Genomic DNA, 18,640 nt, shown 5'->3' with positions numbered 1-18,640 from the left:
GCACAGGTGTTTATAAATCCTGCATCATTTTCTTTTTACGTACTACCTATTAAATATCATCTGTTTATTATTTCAAATTTTTCACCGGATTAGTCCTTGGTATTCGCCATTCATTAAATGATTGATGTGTCTGGTATTTGCACTTTGGATACAAATACTTTACTGTTCAGAGATTTCTCTCTATCAGGTCCTTAAAATAAATTCACACTTATGAAAGACAACAAAAATAATATTATACAAAGCATGGTTACAAACTTCCGGTACGATTTCCGTTCGGGATTGGTCGTGTTTCTGGTAGCATTGCCCCTTTGCTTAGGTATTGCTCTGGCTTCTGGTGCTCCCTTGTTTTCCGGTATAATTGCCGGCATTATAGGAGGTATCATAGTAGGATCGTTGAGTGGTTCTTCGCTGAGTGTGAGCGGTCCGGCAGCTGGCTTAACTGTAATCGTATTCAGTGCCATTGAAAAATTTAATGGTCAATTTAATGCTTTTCTGCTGGCTGTGATGCTGGCAGGTGTATTGCAAATTATATTAGGGTATATAAGAGCTGGTTCTATCGGATATTTCTTTCCATCAGCCGTTATTAAAGGGATGCTGGCTGCTATTGGGCTTACCCTGATTTTGAAGCAGATTCCACATGCGCTTGGTTATGATGAGGATGCAGAAGGCGAGTTTGCTTTTGAACAGCTGGATGGAGAAAATACATTTACAGAGATTTTACGTGCTTTTCAAAATCCGAATGCTGCTGCGATTATTATTACATTAATATCCGTAGCAATACTTTTATTATGGGAAAGGCCTGCTTTAAAAAAATATAGTTTCTTTAATGGGATTCCAGCGCCTCTGGTGGTGGTGTTAATCAGTATTCTGATTAACTATTTATATAATTATATCTCGTTTCTTTCACTGTCCGGTAATCACCTGGTATCGTTGCCTAAGGCGAATAACTTTAACGAGTTTCTGGGACTATTCACCCTGCCGGATTTCTCTCAGATTGGAAATCCACAGGTATATATTACTGCTGCTACCTTAGCTATAGTTGCTAGTCTGGAAACCCTGCTCAACGTAGAAGCTACAGATAAACTCGATCCCCTGAAACGAAATACACCCCCTAACCGGGAACTCAAAGCACAGGGTGTTGGAAATCTAATTAGCGGACTTATTGGGGGCTTACCTCTTACCTCGGTTATTGTGCGTAGTTCAGTAAACATTAATACTGGAGCCAGAAGTAAGATGTCGGCTGTAATCCATGGCATCCTGCTACTGGTATGTGTAATTAGCATTCCAAGTTTGCTCAACCGTATTCCCCTGGCTTGCTTAGCCGCTATTCTGATACTTACAGGGTATAAACTCGCTAAACTAAAAGTGTTTAAGGAAATGTATAGCCTGGGACTGAGCCAGTTTATTCCTTTTGTTGTTACTATTGTGGCTGTGCTATTTACCGATCTGTTGATTGGCATTAGTATAGGTCTGGCAGTAGGCTTGTTCTTTATATTGCGTGCCAATTACAAAAGCTTTTATTTCTTTCAGCGGGAAAAGCTTAAAGGAGGTGAGAAGGTTAAGATCAATTTAGGCGAACATGTTTCTTTTCTGAACAAAGCAAGTATCAACAATATTCTGGAAAACTTGCCGGAAAACAGTTATGTGGAAATAGATGGATCCAAATCCCAGTATATTGATTATGATATTCTCGAAACCATAGAGAATTTTAAATCTACTGCTAAACAGAAAAATATACGCTTCACTTTTAATAAAAATGGACATGATGGCCAGCCAACCGCTAAAACCTATGCTCCTGTTCCAGTTCCACAAGTAGACCAGACAGCCTATGATCAATTATTTGAAAATAACCGCAAATGGGTGGCTGAAAAACTAAAACTTGATCCTCACTATTTTGAAAATCTGGCCATGGGGCAAAGCCCGAAATACTTGTGGATTGGTTGTTCAGATAGCCGGGTACCTGCCTCAGAAATTACCGGTACTCACCCTGGCGAAATGTTTGTACATCGGAACGTAGCCAATCTGGTCGTAAGCACTGATCTTAACCTGCTGTCTGTATTACAATATGCTGTGGAAGTGCTTAAAGTAGAGCATATTATTGTATGTGGTCATTATGGTTGTGGAGGCGTAAAAGCGGCTATTGAAGATAACAACCTGGGTTTAATTAATAAATGGCTGCTCAATATTAAAGATGTATACCGCTTGCATAAAGATGAACTCATGTACATGAAAGACCCGAATGAGCAGTTCAAACGACTAGTAGAATTAAATGTGATTGAGCAAGTATATAACCTGCATAAAACTTCAATTGTACAAAAAGCGTGGCTTAAAGATGCCAAATTGCATGTACATGGCTGGGTATACGACCTGCGTGAAGGTTCTATTAAAGATCTAGAGGTGGATATCCGGAAAACATTTGCCGAATATGATGAAATATTCAGGTTTAAAGATTTTCAGTAAACTAGAGGGATATTTGAGACAAAAGCCTGATAAACCGGTATTAACTTTAGCGGTTTATTAGGCTTTTAAAATTTGTAATAATTAATGCAATGAATACTAAGTTTCTGCGTAAGGAATAAAGCAATTTATGCCCACAACTAATTATTGCGGCGAACCTAATGTAAAGGCACTTACGTCATAACCAGCTTTACTGGTGGTAATTTTTGTGTTTTGCAGCCGCTTATGAATAGCAATCCGGTTTTTGAGCACGAAAAGGAAAATGATGTTTGCTTCCTCATAAAGGATTTGCTGAAATTTTTTCAAATATCTGGATTTTAGTTCAGGACTGAAAGTTTCATTAATAGCATCGATAAGAGTATCACTTTCGGCTGTTCCAAAATTGGTATAATTATAACCATTGGGCACAGCACTCACTGAATGGAGAATAGACTTAAAATTATATTCGGCTGGCCCTCCGGACATACTTCGGATGAAAATCTCAAAATGGTGTGCCCGCAGATTACTTCCCAGCGTACTTCCTTCCATAGCTTGTATTTCAACCGGAATACCAGCTTCGGCGGCGGCCTGTCTAAAAATGAGTGCTATATCTTCATAATCATTGTTGCCGGCTTTATATTGTAGGTTAATAGTAAGTGGTATTTTCTCTTCCTCCACTATTCTCACCCATTGGTTATTTTCCTTTTGCCATCCTGCTGCTTGCAGCAGTTGAATGGCTTTGTTTATATTATAATTATATAAAGCTACAGAGGTATTGTAATTAGGATCGCCAGGTTTTACAGGCCCAATGGTACGGACTGCAAAACTCTGCTGGGTAACCTTAATCATATTGTTTATATCCAGTAAATGGGCTATAGCCTGCCGGGTTTTTTTGTCGGCAAATTTTTCGAGACGGCCGTTTATCCCCAGGTAAGTGAAATCATAGGTTTCCGGAGTAAAAAAATTATATTTTTTCTGCATCGCTTCATCCTGAGTCAGTTGAAGGAATTCTGTAGCTGGCACATTGCTATATATGTCTAGAGCCTCCCTCTTTAAAGACAATACAGCGGTCATATTTTCCGGAACGATCTGAAAATTAATTCTGGCAGGATTGGCAGTTAGGTATTCCGGTTTATTTGAAAGCTTTTCAGCCCACCATTGCTGTTTTTTTTGTACCACCACCTGGCGGCCGGTTTTCCAATCCGATAATTGATAGGCTCCGCTGCCTCTCAGAATATTTTCATCCCGTGAGAACTTTCCGGTATTAAACCATTCTGCAAAAGAAATTATGTTTGTATGCTTTTTTAAGGACTCTTCCTGTATAATTAAATCTGAAAGGGAAAACTGAGCCAGCAAACCTGTAGGATCAAACAGATAAGCAGGTATAATAAATAAATCGCCGGTGAGGCGGTCAAGGTTAGGATAATTACGCTTGCATACAAAAGTAACTTCCTCTGGATTGGTATTATTCGAAATTACATCCTGAACGGCTTCGTATTGCATCTGTAGTTTTTCATTATTCACCAGCGGACATTTAATCACTTTCATTGAAAACACCACGTCCTGTGCAGTTACCGGGGCTGCATTATCCCATATAGCTTCTTTCCTGATCTGGTAGGTAATATAGGTTAGAGAATCTTTTTGAACTACTACCGGCAAACCGGAAGCTAGCAAAGGCCGGAGCTGGCTATCAAGATCTTCAGTATTAAGCAGGGTTTGAAAGAGCAAGTGAATGATCTGCAAGCCATATACATTGGTGTAATTTACCGGATTCAATGTTTCAGGGTCCTGAGGCAAACGCACCTTTACTTCAAAAGTTTTATCGGGTATAGGCTGACAACCTACCAGAAATAGCAGCAGCAGGAGCAAAATCCTACAGGTATCTGGTGAGTTATAAGCACGGCGTATAATCATATTCTAAAATAACTAAATTTTAACTAAAATGCAGGAAATATGAAAGAGGATAAAAAAACTGTAGTGTTGCCAAAAAATCCTGCAATCATGCTGGAAAAGGAAAATTTTATAAAGGATCAACGTCGGCCACAATTGTCACTTGCTTAAATTCTTTCTGTGTGCATATATCCAGCATTTCTTTGCGGATCATTTCTTTCACAGCCTTCAGGTTCACATTCTCTTTTTCTAACTTAATGAGTATATCTTTCAGATACTGGTTTCTGATCCGGTCGATTAAGGGAGATTCCGGACCCAATACACGGGCAGTTCCCAGTTTTTCTGTCAGCTGGCTCACCAGTTGATAAGCTGCTTTTTCAGCTATGCTGAATTGTACATGCTTTACACTAATCTTGATCATACGGCAAAAAGGCGGATAATTGTATTTTTTCCGTTCAGCCATTTCTTTCTCATATAAGCCTTCATAATCGCTCGATAAAACTTTCTGTAAAATATTCTGCTGCGTATCGGCCGTCTGGATAATTACTTTGCCTTTTTTATCCCGTCGGCCGGCCCGTCCGCTCACCTGAGTAATGAGCTGAAATGCACGTTCGTGGGAGCGAAAATCTGGAAAATTAATCAGGCGGTCAGCATCAAAAATACCCACCAGGCTTACTTTATCAAAATCTAGGCCTTTGCTGATCATCTGCGTACCAATCAATACATCCATATTTCCAGCTTCAAACTCAGTAATGATCTGTTGATAGGCGTTTTTTTTACGTGTGGTATCTAAGTCCATACGGCCTAAACGCGAACCGGGAAGCAACAACTGTAATTCATCTTCTACTTTCTCCGTTCCATATCCCATGGTCATAATTTTTGGCGAGCCGCAAGCCGGACAAATGGCAGGCGTTTTTTCTGTATGACCGCAGTAATGACAACGCAATTCATGGTTATGCAAATGATACGTCAGGCTTACTGCACAATTATTGCATTGGGCAATCCAGTTACATTCTTCGCAGGAAATATAGGGCGAATACCCACGCCGGTTCTGAAAAAGGATAGATTGTTCTTTTCGCTCTACCCCCTTTTTTAGTTCTTCCAGCAATACGCTTGAGAAATTGTTCTTAATTTTTTTTTGCTTACGCTCCGTTCGGGTATCTACCAGCACAATATCCGGCAACTGAGCTTCTCCAAACCGTTTGTCCAGCTTAACAAAACCATATTTTCCCAGGCGGGCATGATAATAAGACTCAAAAGAAGGAGTTGCAGAGCCAAGCAATACTTTGGCATGTTGTTTTTGTGCCACGACCAGGGCAACATCTCTGGCATTATACCTGGGGGCAGGATCTTGCTGTTTGTACGAAGTTTCATGTTCCTCATCTACTACAATCAATCCTAAATTGTCAAATGGCAGAAATATAGCCGAACGGACACCGATCACAAAAGAGAATCTGCCAGATAATACGCCTTTCCATACTTCAACCCGTTCGTTGTCTGAGAATTTTGAATGATATACGCCCATCTCATCTCCGAATATTTTATAGAGTCGGCTGACTATCTGGGTGGTAAGGGCAATTTCAGGTAGCAGATATAATACCTGTGAACCGCTATCAAGTACTTTTCTGATGAGGTCAATATATATTTCTGTTTTGCCGCTGCCAGTGATTCCGTATAATAAAACCGCCTCCTTTGTTTTAAACAGTTCCATAATCTGGTGACTGGCTTTCTGCTGCGTTTCGGTTAGGGTAAGATTGTAGCTTTCGGGAACCGTTGTATTCTCGAACCTGGAAACAGTTACTTCAAATTCTTCTACAATCTGATTCTTGATAAGCGTTTTCAGCGAAGACTCCGAAATCTCATCCTTGGTTAGCAGACTTTTTTCGATGCCTTGTTCATTCTGCTCAGGTTTACTTAATACCGGCACATGTTGCAGATATTTAAGCAGGATGTCTAATTGTTTGGGTTTTTTATCCAGAATCTGAAAGAGTGCCTGTATATTGTCCCGTTTTTCATAAATCCGCATCAGGCGCACTTTCTTAACTATTTTCGGTTTATACTTTTCCTTCACCTCCTCAAATACCAATAGGGCTCTTTTTCCGATCAGCGATTTTACTACTTTGTAAATTTTCTGTCCCAGCAGGTTTTCTGCTTCTTCATAGGAAAGCGACTGGTGTTTTTTTATGGTTTCTAATAACAGATCTTCCTCTTCGGTAAGGGGAAGATTTATATCAAATTCCTGGTTATACTGTAATCTGGATTCGCTGCTTATTTTCATGCCTGAGGGTAAGGCAGCATTCATTACCTCCCCAATGTGACACATATAATAGCCAGACATCCATTCAAACAGCGTAAGCTGGCCGGGGTGATAATGGGCCGTTCGTCGAGCAGTTCGAGAATATATTTGGCTGTATATTGTTGGGGAGGTTTCTGGTGAATTCGGGCGATAACAGCCGTAACTACCCGTTGCTTTCCAAATTCCACAATTATTCTGGCTCCAACCTGCAGTAAACCATTCATGTGAAAAGGTGACCGGTAAGTGTATAAGTTAGGAACCGGCACAGGCAAGATTACATCTACAAAAAAGGTAACCTTATCCTCTTCGCTGAATGGCAATAATGCGTGTTGCAAGTATGTAATATTTTGAAGCGGCTTGCAATTTAAGGATAAATCTGCGAAAACGAATGTTAAGTTTTATTGTCCCGTGCTGCAAAACATACCTACTAAAGCCTACATCTCACTTTCAAAAAATACCCACATAAGATTCAGGAAAAAATCGTAAAATATTTTTGATAAAAAGCTAAAATACTGATTACAATTCGCTTGCAAAAGGTATTAATCAATGAAAGTTTTTAAATTTGAGGCGAGAGAACACAAAAAATAGTTTGTTTTTTAATTGAAAAGTAACAAATAACTCTATATATTACATGCTAATCTTGCCAAAAAATATATTGATTATCAAACGATTAAACATAAATCTTTTTATAGCTAATTTATTAATAAATTGTATGCTGATTTTTTTGATCTGATTACTTTATATTATAATATTTTCTAACAATTAAACATCTTCATTATTCACATAAACTTGTACAACTATGAATCTATCAGTAACAATGGAGAAACTAGCCGATGAGATTGACGGAAAGTTTCTGGAGTATTCAACTGAAAATACAATTATTACCGTACCCGTTAGCCGTCATCGTTATCAGAACGTAACTGGATATTTACTAAATCGCAACAATACTAAAGTAGTGGAATTCATGTCCAGAGTGTGTGAACTGAATGATGATATCGATCATAAAGCGATGCTTGAATTAAATCAGGAATTGTTTTATAGCAAAGTAGTCATTCACGAAGGATACCTGAAAGTAGCTGCTGCAGCTCTGTTAGACCATTGCACTGAAGACCTTATTAAGGATATGGTGCTGGAAGTTGCCCGTGTAGCCGACGATCTGGAACATCACCTGGTAGGTGCCGATGTAAACTAAAAGCATTTTATTAGCAGTAAAATCTATGTTTCACCATTTATCTGAGACTGCTTGATTAAACTTTACTTATTTATATAATTTATAAATCCATATTCTTCTGAATGTGGATTTTTTGTTTTATGCCCTATATGCTTCACTATTAATTTTAAGACGAAACAGATAGTATTTTCCTTAGATAAAAATAAATTTTTCCATCTTACTGTTATCTGTTCAATCATATTTCTATTTTGGGTTTTTATCCTCAATGGAAACAAATACGATGGAACAAACCTATATTCTGGCATTAGACCAGGGCACTACCAGTTCAAGAGCTATCCTTTTTGATAAAGCAGGTTCAATAGTGCGCATAGCACAAAAAGAGTTTACCCAATATTTTCCTCAGCCTGGGTGGGTAGAACATGATGCCAAAGAAATATGGAGTTCAGTAGGTTCGGTGATTGGAGAAATATTAACATTTGTTCCAGCCTCTCAGATTGCAGCCATTGGCATTACCAACCAACGGGAGACTGCCGTCGTATGGGATAAGCATACCGGTGAGCCAGTATATAATGCCATTGTGTGGCAATCCAGGCAAACTTCTGGTATCTGCGATGAACTGAAAGCACAGGGACATGAAGAGACTTTCCGGGCAAAAACCGGCCTGCTGATTGATGCTTACTTTTCGGGTACTAAAGTCAAATGGATTTTGGATAATGTAGATAATGTCCGCTTAAGAGCAGAAAATGGAGAATTACTTTTTGGAACCATAGATACTTGGCTGATCTGGAAGTTAACTGGTGGAAAAGTACATATTACTGACTATACGAATGCGTCCCGTACTTTGATTTATAACATTCATGAGCTTCGCTGGGATGAAGAATTACTTGAAATTTTAACAATCCCCAAGTCGATGTTGCCGGAAGTACGCTCGTCTTCAGAAGTATATGGGGTGACGGCAGGAATTTTCAGCGGACATAAAGTAACTATTTCCGGAGTAGCAGGCGACCAGCAGGCGGCCTTATTTGGGCAGGCTTGCTTTGAAGCCGGCATGGCTAAGAATACATATGGTACTGGTTGTTTTATGCTGATGAACACTGGCACTAAAGCGGTGAAATCTACACATGGCTTGCTTACAACCATTGCCTGGGGGATAGATGGTAAGATAGAATATGCTCTGGAGGGAAGTATTTTTGTGGCTGGCTCCGCTGTTCAATGGTTAAGAGATGGATTACGCATGTTAAAAAATTCAGGTGAAAGTGAGGAGTATGCCAGCCGGATTTCCTCCTCAGAAGGCGTATATGTGGTGCCGGCATTTGTTGGGCTGGGAACGCCTTATTGGGATAGCCAGGTAAGAGGTGCCATTTTCGGACTAACAAGAGGTACACAAAAAGAACACTTGATTAGGGCAACCCTCGAATCTATGGCCTATCAGACCAAAGACGTACTGACCGCGATGGAAGCGGATTCTGGTATTAAGCTGAAAAGTTTGCGGGTAGATGGCGGAGCTGTATCCAATAATTTCCTGATGCAATTTCAAAGCGATATTCTGGGAGTACCCGTAGACCGGCCTAAAATCAATGAAACTACCGCACTTGGTGCCGCTTATCTGGCAGGCTTAGCCGTTGGATTCTGGAAAGACCGCAGTGATATTATCAACAACTGGCAAGTAGACCGTACATTCAGTGTTGGTATGAGAGGAGGTGAATCAGAAAAATTATATGCTGGCTGGAAAATGGCAGTAAACGCAGCAATGGCTTTCAAGCCACAATAACTATATTTATATGGAGCAATTATAGCTGAAATCATAATCCGGATAGTCGGGAGAAGTTTTGCCATCTGCCCGTACAATCTTATCCAGGCGGATTTCTTCTCCACTGCTTAATTGTGCATATTCATGATCGTCCCTGGCAGTGATGTTTTTAATAATAGCTGTAACAGAAAGAAGTTCATTAATATCTGTCAGATAGTTGATTCCAATATATTTCTTCTGTGCTGATAATGCTTCTATATGTTCCCGGAAACTATTATCAATTGCGGTTTGATTATTTTTCATAGAAAGATTAACGAGTTAATTGGTTGAAAGTTACTGTAGATAGGAGAGATGAACTGTATCCATATTTAATTTATAAGAAAATATGAATACAGTTCCAATGATATAATTATACGCCTACTTTGTCTTTCACATTCACCCGGATGTTCTTCTCTACATATTGAATAATTTTTCCGGCAATATCTATCTGGGTAGCTGTTTCTATCCCCTGTAAACCGGGAGAAGAATTTACTTCCATTACCAGCGGTCCACGATTAGATTGAAGCATATCAACACCAGCTACCGACAATCCCAGGGCATTTGCTGCTGCTAATGCCGTTTCTTTTTCTTGCTTAGAAAGTTTGATAACCACGCCATTACCACCTCTATGTAGGTTAGATCGGAATTCTCCTTCTTTGCCTTGCCGTTTCATGGCCCCTACAACTTTTCCATCTACCACAAAAGCCCTGATATCTGCACCTGCCGATTCCCTAATGAATTCCTGAATAAGAATATCGGCTTTCATGCCATAAAAGGCTTCAATAATAGATTTTGCCGCTTTCCTGGATTCTGCCAGCATTACCCCAATGCCCTGGGTGCCTTCCAGAAGTTTAATCACTACAGGGGTTCCACCTACCTGGCTTAATACGCCATCTATATCACGGGGATGATTGGCAAAAGCTGTTTTAGGTAGGCCTACGCCGGCTTTGGATAAGATTTGTAAGCTGCGCAGTTTATCTCTGGAACGCACAATGGCCAGGGATTTTACGGCGCTGAATACCTGCATAATTTCAAATTGCCTTACGATAGCTGTTCCATACAGAGTTACAGAATTGCCGATACGGGGAATTATAGCATCCATCTTGGGTACTACCTTTCCATTGTAGTAAATCACCGGATTGCCTCTTTCTATTACTACATAACATTTCAAATGGTCAAGTACAGACACATCATGCCCTCTTTGCCTGGCTGCTTCAACCAGGCGTTTGGTGGAATACAGATTTGTATTCCGGGATAATATTGCGATACGCATTAGATTAAAGTTGACTTGTTTTTTGATTGTAGGACAAGTTGTACAAGGATACATCCACGACAAACTTGTTTTTCAGTAGTTTTCTTCCCAGCAAAACAGGGAACCTCATTTCTGTTCGGTCGGACAATGAAAATTCCGCTCGGATCACCCGGTCAAACAGTTTGATTTTAGTCTTAATTACGAATCTTTTTTCTACATGGCCGAAAGAACTTCTGATCTTTTTTTCTTTAAAATCAGCTGTGGTAAATTTCCTGTGGCCGACCCCAACCTGATGAGTGCCCAGGATATGAAAACTGATCTTCCGGATTCCTTTTTTGCGGATGAATTTAATTTGTGAACAATGGATAGCCGACGTATAAGCACCTGTATCTATTTTTGCTTCTATGTTTTCCAGACCTAGCTGAGGAAAATCTATCAGGTCTTTTCTGCCAATAACATTTTTAACAGATATTTTAGTCATGCGTAAAAGTAAGGTAATAATAAACAGAAAATTATTAAGGAGTAATACGTAATAAAATTTTGAGTACACATGGAAGCGTAATTTTACACCTATTCACTGGCTATAAATACATAGATAACTTAAAAGAAATCATAATTTTTTTATATAATCTCTGTATCTTTGAGCTATGTATATATGTATGAACATTTACAGCATGATTGCTGCATTTGTTGCAAATTACTTTCAGGTTGTCTAAAAATCGTTTTCACTATCATTTAAACAATCTATTGTGCATATTTGCATAATTATTATATTTTTTTGCTTTGTTTTAAGGGCAATAAAATATATATTTAAATACACTGATTTTCTAAGCAAAGTTGTTTTTAGATACTACAACTCAAAATGCGACAATATTCAGATGAAACCGAGCTATTGGAAAGATTGATAAAAGGCTCTGAGGAGGCTTTTGAAGCGATATATGTATTATACCATAATAAAATATATAGGCTGGCTTTAAAATTTGTAAAGTCTGAAGAACTAGCCAAAGAAGTATTACAAGACATATTTGTAAAGGTCTGGGAACATAAGCATACCATCAACAAAGATCTTTCTTTTTCCGCTTTTATATTCAAAATAGCCCACAATCATATTTTTAACCTGCTAAAGCGGGCTTCCAAAGAAGTTTCCATCAAGAAGCAAATCATAGCTGCCGCCGAAATTGCCAGCAACCAGACGGAAGATGAATTTTTTGCCGCTGAGTATGAATCATTGGCGATACATGCCATTGACCAGCTCCCTCCCCAGCGTAAACTGATATTTCAGCTGTGCCGCTTAGAAGGTAAAACGTATGAAGAAGTATCGTATGCACTTGGCATTTCCAAAAGCACTGTGAGGGATCATATGGTAAAAGCCATTAAATTTATTAAAGAGTACCTGCATGCTCATACGGAAACCACTTTCTTGTTCTTCCTGCCATTTTTATTTTAAGCTTCCCTATCTCTTTTTCCTGATTTTGTTATCCACTAACATTCAGCATAATATCACTCATCTTATAAAAAAATAAAATATTTTTTGAGAGAGAGCAGACCTACCTAAGTCTTGAATTGTATTATAAGTATAGGCTTATTCTGCAATCCCTGTGAAGCACAACATCAGTAAAGAGACACTTTTAAAAAAGTATGTGAATAACGAATGCAACTCCGAAGAGTTGGATCTGTTATTTGAATATTTAGGTACTTCACAAGCTGACCCACAACTCTATTCCATTATTGATACCGAGATTAAGAAAGTCGCTCTTTTACAGGAGAAGATGGATGAACAGCAAGCCGCAGAGATTTATATCGCAATCAGGAAAACTATCCGTGAAAAAAATAAGCCTATTGATCAGGGTGGTTCCAGCTGGTTTATGTTCTCTTATCCATGGCGGATAGCCGCTATGCTGACTGGTATTATTATTAGCGCAGTAATAGCGTATTATTTTCTTAATGAAAAGGATAAAGTGATTTCCTATGCGACTGCTTACGGACAGACAGCCAAAATTGTATTGCCCGATAGTTCTATTATTACACTCAATGGCAATTCCTCTATTCAATATATCTCTGGCTGGTCTAGCCAGGTGCGCAGAGAGGTTTGGTTAAAAGGAGAAGCTTTCTTTTCGGTAAAACATACCTATAACCATCAGAAATTTCAGGTACATACCTCTGATAAGTTTAATGTAGAGGTATTAGGAACAGAATTTAATGTATACAACCGGAATGCTAAAACCCGGGTTGTACTTAACTCAGGTAAAGTTACCCTGAATATGCAGGAATCAAGCAGTCAGAGCCATCTCACCATGAATCCTGGTGAAATGGTCGAGTTTAAAGATAATCCTTCCAAATTTGTAAAAAGAGGTGTAAACGCAGCAGCTTATTCTTCCTGGATCAATAAAAAGCTGATCCTGGATAATACCAGCTTTCGTGAAATCGTCTCACTGCTGGAAGAAACCTATGGTTTGTCAGTGATGGTACCAGATAAATCTTTGTATGAAGAAAGATTTACCGGGATAGTTCCTTGCGAAAATGCAGGAATGTTATTAAACGCAATAGCCTTATCATTCAACTTAACGATTCAAAAACAAGGAGATCAAGTAAAATTCCAGGCAAAATGAAACACATTTAAGTGAATATTTAATTTTTTAACCATATCAACACAAACTTTATTCATTTTTTCTTTACCTAAACTATTTCGCTATGATTCGAAAATTATCTCACTGCAGCGTATTTCTTATAATATGTTGCTTAACCTCACCGGTTTTTAGCCAGACATGGGCCTCTTCGGCTATGTATGAAACTGGTGGGAATTCAGATGGACACAAAGGAGCGCCGTCGTTGAAGAGTGCGCTAACTATGCTGGAGACTAAGTACAAGGTGACGTTCTTTTATAAAACCGGCCTGGTTGAAGGTCTGTTTACAGAAGTAGATCGCCGGAAATCAAATGGTACATTGGAAGAAGATCTAACCCATATATTATCAAAACATAAACTAACGCATAAAAAAGCAGGGGAAGCTTTTTATGTAATTCTTCCAAAAGCAGAACAAAACAAAGAGATTCAAAAGATAGAAACCGCTTCGTTAAACCCCAAAAATGAAGCCTTTACGTCTGTTAACCATACTTCTTTGGTATCAATAAATGGTATGACTTCGCTATATGCCATTAAGGCTTTTGCAGTATCAGGTAAAGTAAGTGATGAAAATGGAGATGGTATGCCTGGGGTAAACGTACTTGTAAAAGGAAGTAATGTAGGAACTACTACCGGTGGTGACGGTAGCTATTCTTTAACTGCACCTGATGGAAATGCTACACTGGTATTCTCTTATATCGGATATACCACTGAGGAGGTAGCTATTAATAACCGCTCTACGCTTGATGTGGCACTTGTTCCGGATGTACAGTCCTTGAGTGAAGTGGTTGTTGTTGGATATGGTACGGTTAAAAAATCGGATCTTACCGGATCAGTGGCTTCTATTAAAGCTGATAAATTATTGGAACGGAATGTTACCAGTGTAGGCCAGGCATTACAAGGCCGCATTGCCGGGGTGGATGTTGCTATGAATACAGCAGCGCCTGGAAAATTTCCTAAAGTACGTATCCGGGGTATTAACTCTATCAACTCGAGCGTTGATCCACTATATGTAGTAGATGGCGTAGTAGGAGTAAATGCGAATGCACTCAATCCGAATGACATTGAATCTCTGGAAGTATTGAAAGATGCTTCAGCTACAGCTATTTATGGCGCCAGAGGTGCCAATGGAGTAATTATGATCACTACCAAAAGAGGGACCCGTAACCGGAGTTCTATTTCTTATGAGGGATGGGGCTCGTATGCGGTACCAGCCAGCCATGTAGACCGCCTGAATGCAAAAGAATTTATGGATGTGTATAATACGGCTTTTGCCAACGCTGCCAAATACGATCCTCAGGGATTTGCTGATGGAAAATATGTGCCCAACAATCCGCTTGATTTTCCGAATTTATTTGATGCCAATGGTAATCCTTTGTATGATACCGATTGGGAGAAAGAAGTGTATAAACCAGCCTGGGCACAAAATCATCAGTTAAACTTGCAGGGCGGTGCAGAAAAATCAACATATGGCTTATCTCTGGGTATGACTGACCAGAATGGTATTATGCTGAATTCTGGCTTAAAACGGTATTCTGCCAGATTTACGATGGATAGTGATGTGAAAAAATGGTTAACGATGGGTGGTAGTATCTCCATTACCAGAACCAAACAAATAGAAGTAGATGATGCCAATGGTGGATTGAACGTACCCCGGATGGTGTTTGAAGCAGTGCCGATTCTACCTATTAAATTTCCGAATGGCACCTGGGGACGTAACAGAGACTGGCCAGGTATGGAAGGTGGTGAAAACCCGGTAAGATTAGCTACCGAACGTCAGCGGACCAACAACCGGATAGAAACCTTAGGTGATATATACGCCTTGTTCAAAATCGCTCCAGGCCTGGAATTCCGTTCTACTTTTGGCTATAACCTGATCAATGAAAAGAGAAACTTCTACTCAGGCCGTGATCTGGCTCAAATGTCGGCTGATCAGAAAGGTATTGCTGATATATGGTCTCGTCAAAGATCCTATTGGCAAACTGAAAATTATTTGACCTGGAATAAGGAAATTAACGAAAGTAACCGCTTTACAGCCATGGTAGGTTTATCCTGGCAAGAGCAAAACACAGAAGAATATTCTGCCCAGACTCAAAACTTCATCGATGACTTCTTCGGTTGGCATAACCTGGGTGTAGGAACCGTACGTTCTGGGATTGGTTCTTATGATGACAGATGGGCCTTGAACTCTTACTTTGCCCGTTTTAATTATACGTTAAATGACAAATACTTATTTACATTAACCGGGCGGGCCGATGGATCATCCAGATTTGGTGCCAATAATAAATATGCTTTTTTCCCATCAGCAGGGGTAGCCTGGCGTATTTCTGAAGAAGGATTTTTGAAAGGCAATACCACGATTAGCAACCTGAAATTAAGGGCAAGTGCAGGTTCCACTGGTAACCAGGAAATTAGCTTGTTCCAGTCTCTGCAGTTTCTGGGAACACAGGAAGTATTGTTAGGGGGTAACCGCCAGACAGCTATTTCCAGAACCAGCTTTGGTAACCCGGACCTGAAATGGGAAGTAACCAACCAGTTTGATATCGGTTTGGAAGTAGGTTTATTTAATAACCGGGTAGAATTAACTGCCGATGCTTATTACAAACGTACCAACGATCTGTTACTGGGAGCACCTATTCCATGGTCTACCGGTTTAGGCTCTGTTACACAGAATATTGGTTCTGTAGAAAATAGAGGTTTGGAATTTGCCCTGAATACGGTCAATGTACAAAGCGATAATTTCACCTGGAATACGAGCATTAACTGGTCAACTTTCCAGAACAAGATTCTGAAACTGGGTGTGAACAATGATGATATTTTCCCAGGCCCCTGGTTCTTAGGCCAGACTAACATTTTGCGCGTAGGCTTGCCTATCGGTACATTCTGGGGGTATAAGCGTTTAGGTACCTGGGGTACGGCTGAAGCAGACGAGGCAGCCAAATATGGTAAGCTCCCCGGTGATTTAAAATGGGCTGATTTGAATAATGACGGAGTTATAGATGGAAAGGATGAAACAGCCATTGGCCGGATGTATCCGAAATGGACAATGAACATTTCCAATACCCTTACTTTTAAAAACTTCGATTTTACATTTGATATCCGTTTTGTACAAGGAGCTGATATTGTGAATGCGACCAAACACTCTGTAGAAGACCGTCAGTCGATTGCCAATAGTATGGCTACGGTGCTGAACGCCTGGAGACCAGATAACCAGAATACCTATATTGCTCAGATCAGACATTACAATGCTGGGTATGATACCCATATGGATGACTGGTGGATGGAAGATGGTTCTTTTATCCGGGGACAGAACTTTGTATTGGGATATTCTTTGCCAGCTTCTGTTATTGACCGGCTCAAATTACAAAGACTACGGCTATATGCCAGTGCACAAAATCTGTTCCTGATTTCTGATTATTCCGGATACGATCCTGAAGCAGAAACTTTTGGAGGGCAACTTATTCAGAACATCGAATTCTTCCAGTATCCCAAGCCAAGAACATTTAACTTAGGTTTAAACCTAACCTTCTAAATTTTATCTAAACCTTACGACTATGGTCAAATTACGATATATAACTATTTGTGGTCTCTTATTAATGGCCACTTCCTGCAAAGACTTTCTGGAAGAAAAGCCTACTAATTCCCTTACCACCGACACTCCGGTAACCAGCCCGGATATTGCCCGTGCCTTTGCCAATTCAGCATATGTTAATATAGACAGGTTAAGTACCAATGCAGGCGGCTGGGGAGGTTCCAATCCAGGATTACTGGAATATATGACCGGTAAAGCCGACGGCAATGCCCAGTCCGAAGCATTCAAATTCACAGAACTCACCTACGATGCCCGTGCTTTTTACATTGATAACTGGTGGGAAGGGATGTATCAGGGCATAGCCAGATGTAATTTAGCCCTAACCAAACTAGGTGAGTTTAACACAATTACCGATGTTGAGAAAACCAATATGCTGGCAGAAGTTAGAGCCATGCGGGCACTCTATTATTTCTACCTGGTGCGTATGTTTGGTGATGTGCCTAAAGTTACACAATTGGCTACTTCTTTAGATCAGGTTCAAACTCCTCGTTCTCCGCTGAAAGAGATCTATGATGAGATTATCATTCCGGATCTGCTGGAGGCTGAAAAATCTACTTTGCCCTGGAGAGATGAGTCAGGAAGAGTTTCCATGGGCATGATCAAATCCATGCTGGCCGATGTATATTTGACCTATGCTGGCTATCCGGCTGAAGGTGGGGCAACTGCTTATGCGGAGTCAGCCAAGCGTTCTCTGGAAGTGATCAACAGCGGTGTGTTCACTCTTTTCCCGGAATACAATGACATGATCAATCCGGCTAATAATAATAAAGGAGAATTCATTTTCCAGGTACAATATACCAAAGATATCCGGCACAATTACCTGACACCGGCTACCTTGCCTACCTTGAGAGGAATTGCCGCTTATGCCGATGAATATGGTGGAATTACTCCCCGCCGGGAATTTGTTCAAAGTTATGAACCCGGCGATAAACGGACGCAGGAAAAGCAGTTCTATTATACCTATTACAAAGGTCATCCCAATGATTACCCGGTAGGTGATGCCAGAAGAGATAGCTTAAATTTGGGGGGATATTATATCTACAAATACTTTGATAAGCAGGCAGTTGATGTAGATGCCAAATCCAGTCTGAATTTTACAGTTTATCGTTTGGCAGATGTAATGCTGATGTATGCAGAAGCGTCTAACCGGGCAGAAGGTAGTCCAAATGCCAATGCCAGAATGTATTTGAATATGATCCGGGACCGGGCAAAATTAGGGCCTGTCACAGTTACCTCTCAGGAAGACTTTGAAAAAGCAGTGTGGGCTGAGCGGTATTTTGAACTTGCCTTCGAAAATAAAATGTGGTTTGATATGGTAAGAACCCGCAAAGTACGTAATGACCTTACTAAAAACTGGGATGACTTTGTTGGTCATACTACAGTATATAACAAAACCTTTACAGCTAATCAACTGTTATTCCCGATTCCTCAACGTGAAATTGATAATAACAAAAGCTTAGTACAGAATCTGGGATTTAATTAATCTGTATTGTTTAACAGGCTCATTCAATGAGCCTGTTAACTAGAAAGAGTTAATACCTGCTTTTTACCAAAACTGTATTGTTTGTTAACGTATTCCATAAACCCGCAATG

General features: G+C 39.9%; 11 protein-coding genes and 1 pseudogene. 7 read left to right on the top strand and 5 right to left on the bottom strand.

What is annotated here, in order from left to right; translation table 11 throughout:
• Positions 1-210: 210 nt before the first annotated feature.
• Positions 211-2,460: a carbonate dehydratase gene (gene can, locus GXP67_RS36990; protein ID WP_232065123.1), complete on the top strand. Its 2,250-nt coding sequence runs from the start codon at positions 211-213 to the stop codon at positions 2,458-2,460.
• Positions 2,461-2,601: 141 nt separating this feature from the next.
• Here can and GXP67_RS11130 read toward each other — a convergent pair whose 3' ends face one another.
• Together GXP67_RS11130 and priA are read right to left on the bottom strand one after the other, a co-directional pair.
• On the bottom strand, positions 2,602-4,350 hold the full coding sequence (locus GXP67_RS11130; RefSeq protein ID WP_162443197.1) for an ABC transporter substrate-binding protein: 1,749 nt from the start codon (positions 4,348-4,350) through the stop codon (positions 2,602-2,604).
• 106 nt (positions 4,351-4,456) lie between these two features.
• Positions 4,457-6,957, bottom strand: a pseudogene (priA, locus tag GXP67_RS11125) (replication restart helicase PriA).
• A 464-nt stretch (positions 6,958-7,421) separates the two neighbouring features.
• Here priA and GXP67_RS11120 point away from each other — a divergent pair.
• Together GXP67_RS11120 and glpK are read left to right on the top strand one after the other, a co-directional pair.
• Complete coding sequence (locus GXP67_RS11120; protein ID WP_162443196.1) at positions 7,422-7,814, top strand: hypothetical protein; 393 nt, start codon at positions 7,422-7,424, stop codon at positions 7,812-7,814.
• A gap of 244 nt (positions 7,815-8,058) precedes the next feature.
• Positions 8,059-9,564, top strand: a complete 1,506-nt coding sequence (glpK, locus tag GXP67_RS11115; RefSeq protein WP_232065119.1) for a glycerol kinase GlpK — start codon at positions 8,059-8,061, stop codon at positions 9,562-9,564.
• Between the two features lie 6 nt (positions 9,565-9,570).
• Here the strand turns inward: glpK and GXP67_RS11110 are convergent, their stop codons facing one another.
• The 3 genes from GXP67_RS11110 to GXP67_RS11100 all read right to left on the bottom strand — a co-directional run bounded on the left by GXP67_RS11110 (position 9,571) and on the right by GXP67_RS11100 (position 11,315).
• Positions 9,571-9,846 (bottom strand): hypothetical protein, encoded by a 276-nt coding sequence (locus GXP67_RS11110; protein WP_162443195.1) that lies wholly within the window; start codon positions 9,844-9,846, stop codon positions 9,571-9,573.
• 106 nt (positions 9,847-9,952) lie between these two features.
• Entirely contained in the window at positions 9,953-10,855 is a 903-nt protein-coding gene (rimK, locus tag GXP67_RS11105) for a 30S ribosomal protein S6--L-glutamate ligase (protein WP_162443194.1), read from the bottom strand.
• 4 nt (positions 10,856-10,859) lie between these two features.
• The gene (locus GXP67_RS11100) at positions 10,860-11,315 is read right to left on the bottom strand and encodes an ATP-dependent zinc protease family protein (protein WP_162443193.1); all 456 of its coding nucleotides are present in this window, start codon (positions 11,313-11,315) and stop codon (positions 10,860-10,862) included.
• A 381-nt stretch (positions 11,316-11,696) separates the two neighbouring features.
• Here GXP67_RS11100 and GXP67_RS11095 point away from each other — a divergent pair, with 381 nt between their 5' ends.
• From GXP67_RS11095 to GXP67_RS11080, 4 genes are all read left to right on the top strand, one after another.
• A complete protein-coding gene (locus tag GXP67_RS11095) occupies positions 11,697-12,281 on the top strand; it encodes an RNA polymerase sigma factor (protein ID WP_162443192.1) in 585 nt (194 codons plus the stop codon).
• Between the two features lie 151 nt (positions 12,282-12,432).
• Complete coding sequence (locus tag GXP67_RS11090) at positions 12,433-13,443, top strand: FecR family protein (protein WP_162443191.1); 1,011 nt, start codon at positions 12,433-12,435, stop codon at positions 13,441-13,443.
• 172 nt (positions 13,444-13,615) lie between these two features.
• Positions 13,616-16,987: a SusC/RagA family TonB-linked outer membrane protein gene (locus tag GXP67_RS11085; RefSeq protein WP_232065115.1), complete on the top strand. Its 3,372-nt coding sequence runs from the start codon at positions 13,616-13,618 to the stop codon at positions 16,985-16,987.
• Positions 16,988-17,009: 22 nt separating this feature from the next.
• On the top strand, positions 17,010-18,530 hold the full coding sequence (locus GXP67_RS11080) for a RagB/SusD family nutrient uptake outer membrane protein (protein ID WP_162443190.1): 1,521 nt from the start codon (positions 17,010-17,012) through the stop codon (positions 18,528-18,530).
• The last annotated feature ends 110 nt before the right edge of the window (positions 18,531-18,640 follow it).

Origin of the sequence: Rhodocytophaga rosea (genome assembly GCF_010119975.1) — a bacterium.
Taxonomy (GTDB): Bacteria; Bacteroidota; Bacteroidia; order Cytophagales; family 172606-1; genus Rhodocytophaga; species Rhodocytophaga rosea.
This window is presented reverse-complemented; position numbering and strand designations above follow the sequence as displayed.

Coding starts and splice junctions, on each gene's coding strand:
- can (WP_232065123.1), top strand. CDS start 211: ATGAAAGACAACAAAAATAATATTATACAAAGCATGGTTACAAACTTC.
- GXP67_RS11130 (WP_162443197.1), bottom strand. CDS start 4,350: ATGATTATACGCCGTGCTTATAACTCACCAGATACCTGTAGGATTTTG.
- GXP67_RS11120 (WP_162443196.1), top strand. CDS start 7,422: ATGAATCTATCAGTAACAATGGAGAAACTAGCCGATGAGATTGACGGA.
- glpK (WP_232065119.1), top strand. CDS start 8,059: ATGGAAACAAATACGATGGAACAAACCTATATTCTGGCATTAGACCAG.
- GXP67_RS11110 (WP_162443195.1), bottom strand. CDS start 9,846: ATGAAAAATAATCAAACCGCAATTGATAATAGTTTCCGGGAACATATA.
- rimK (WP_162443194.1), bottom strand. CDS start 10,855: ATGCGTATCGCAATATTATCCCGGAATACAAATCTGTATTCCACCAAA.
- GXP67_RS11100 (WP_162443193.1), bottom strand. CDS start 11,315: ATGACTAAAATATCTGTTAAAAATGTTATTGGCAGAAAAGACCTGATA.
- GXP67_RS11095 (WP_162443192.1), top strand. CDS start 11,697: ATGCGACAATATTCAGATGAAACCGAGCTATTGGAAAGATTGATAAAA.
- GXP67_RS11085 (WP_232065115.1), top strand. CDS start 13,616: ATGTATGAAACTGGTGGGAATTCAGATGGACACAAAGGAGCGCCGTCG.
- GXP67_RS11080 (WP_162443190.1), top strand. CDS start 17,010: ATGGTCAAATTACGATATATAACTATTTGTGGTCTCTTATTAATGGCC.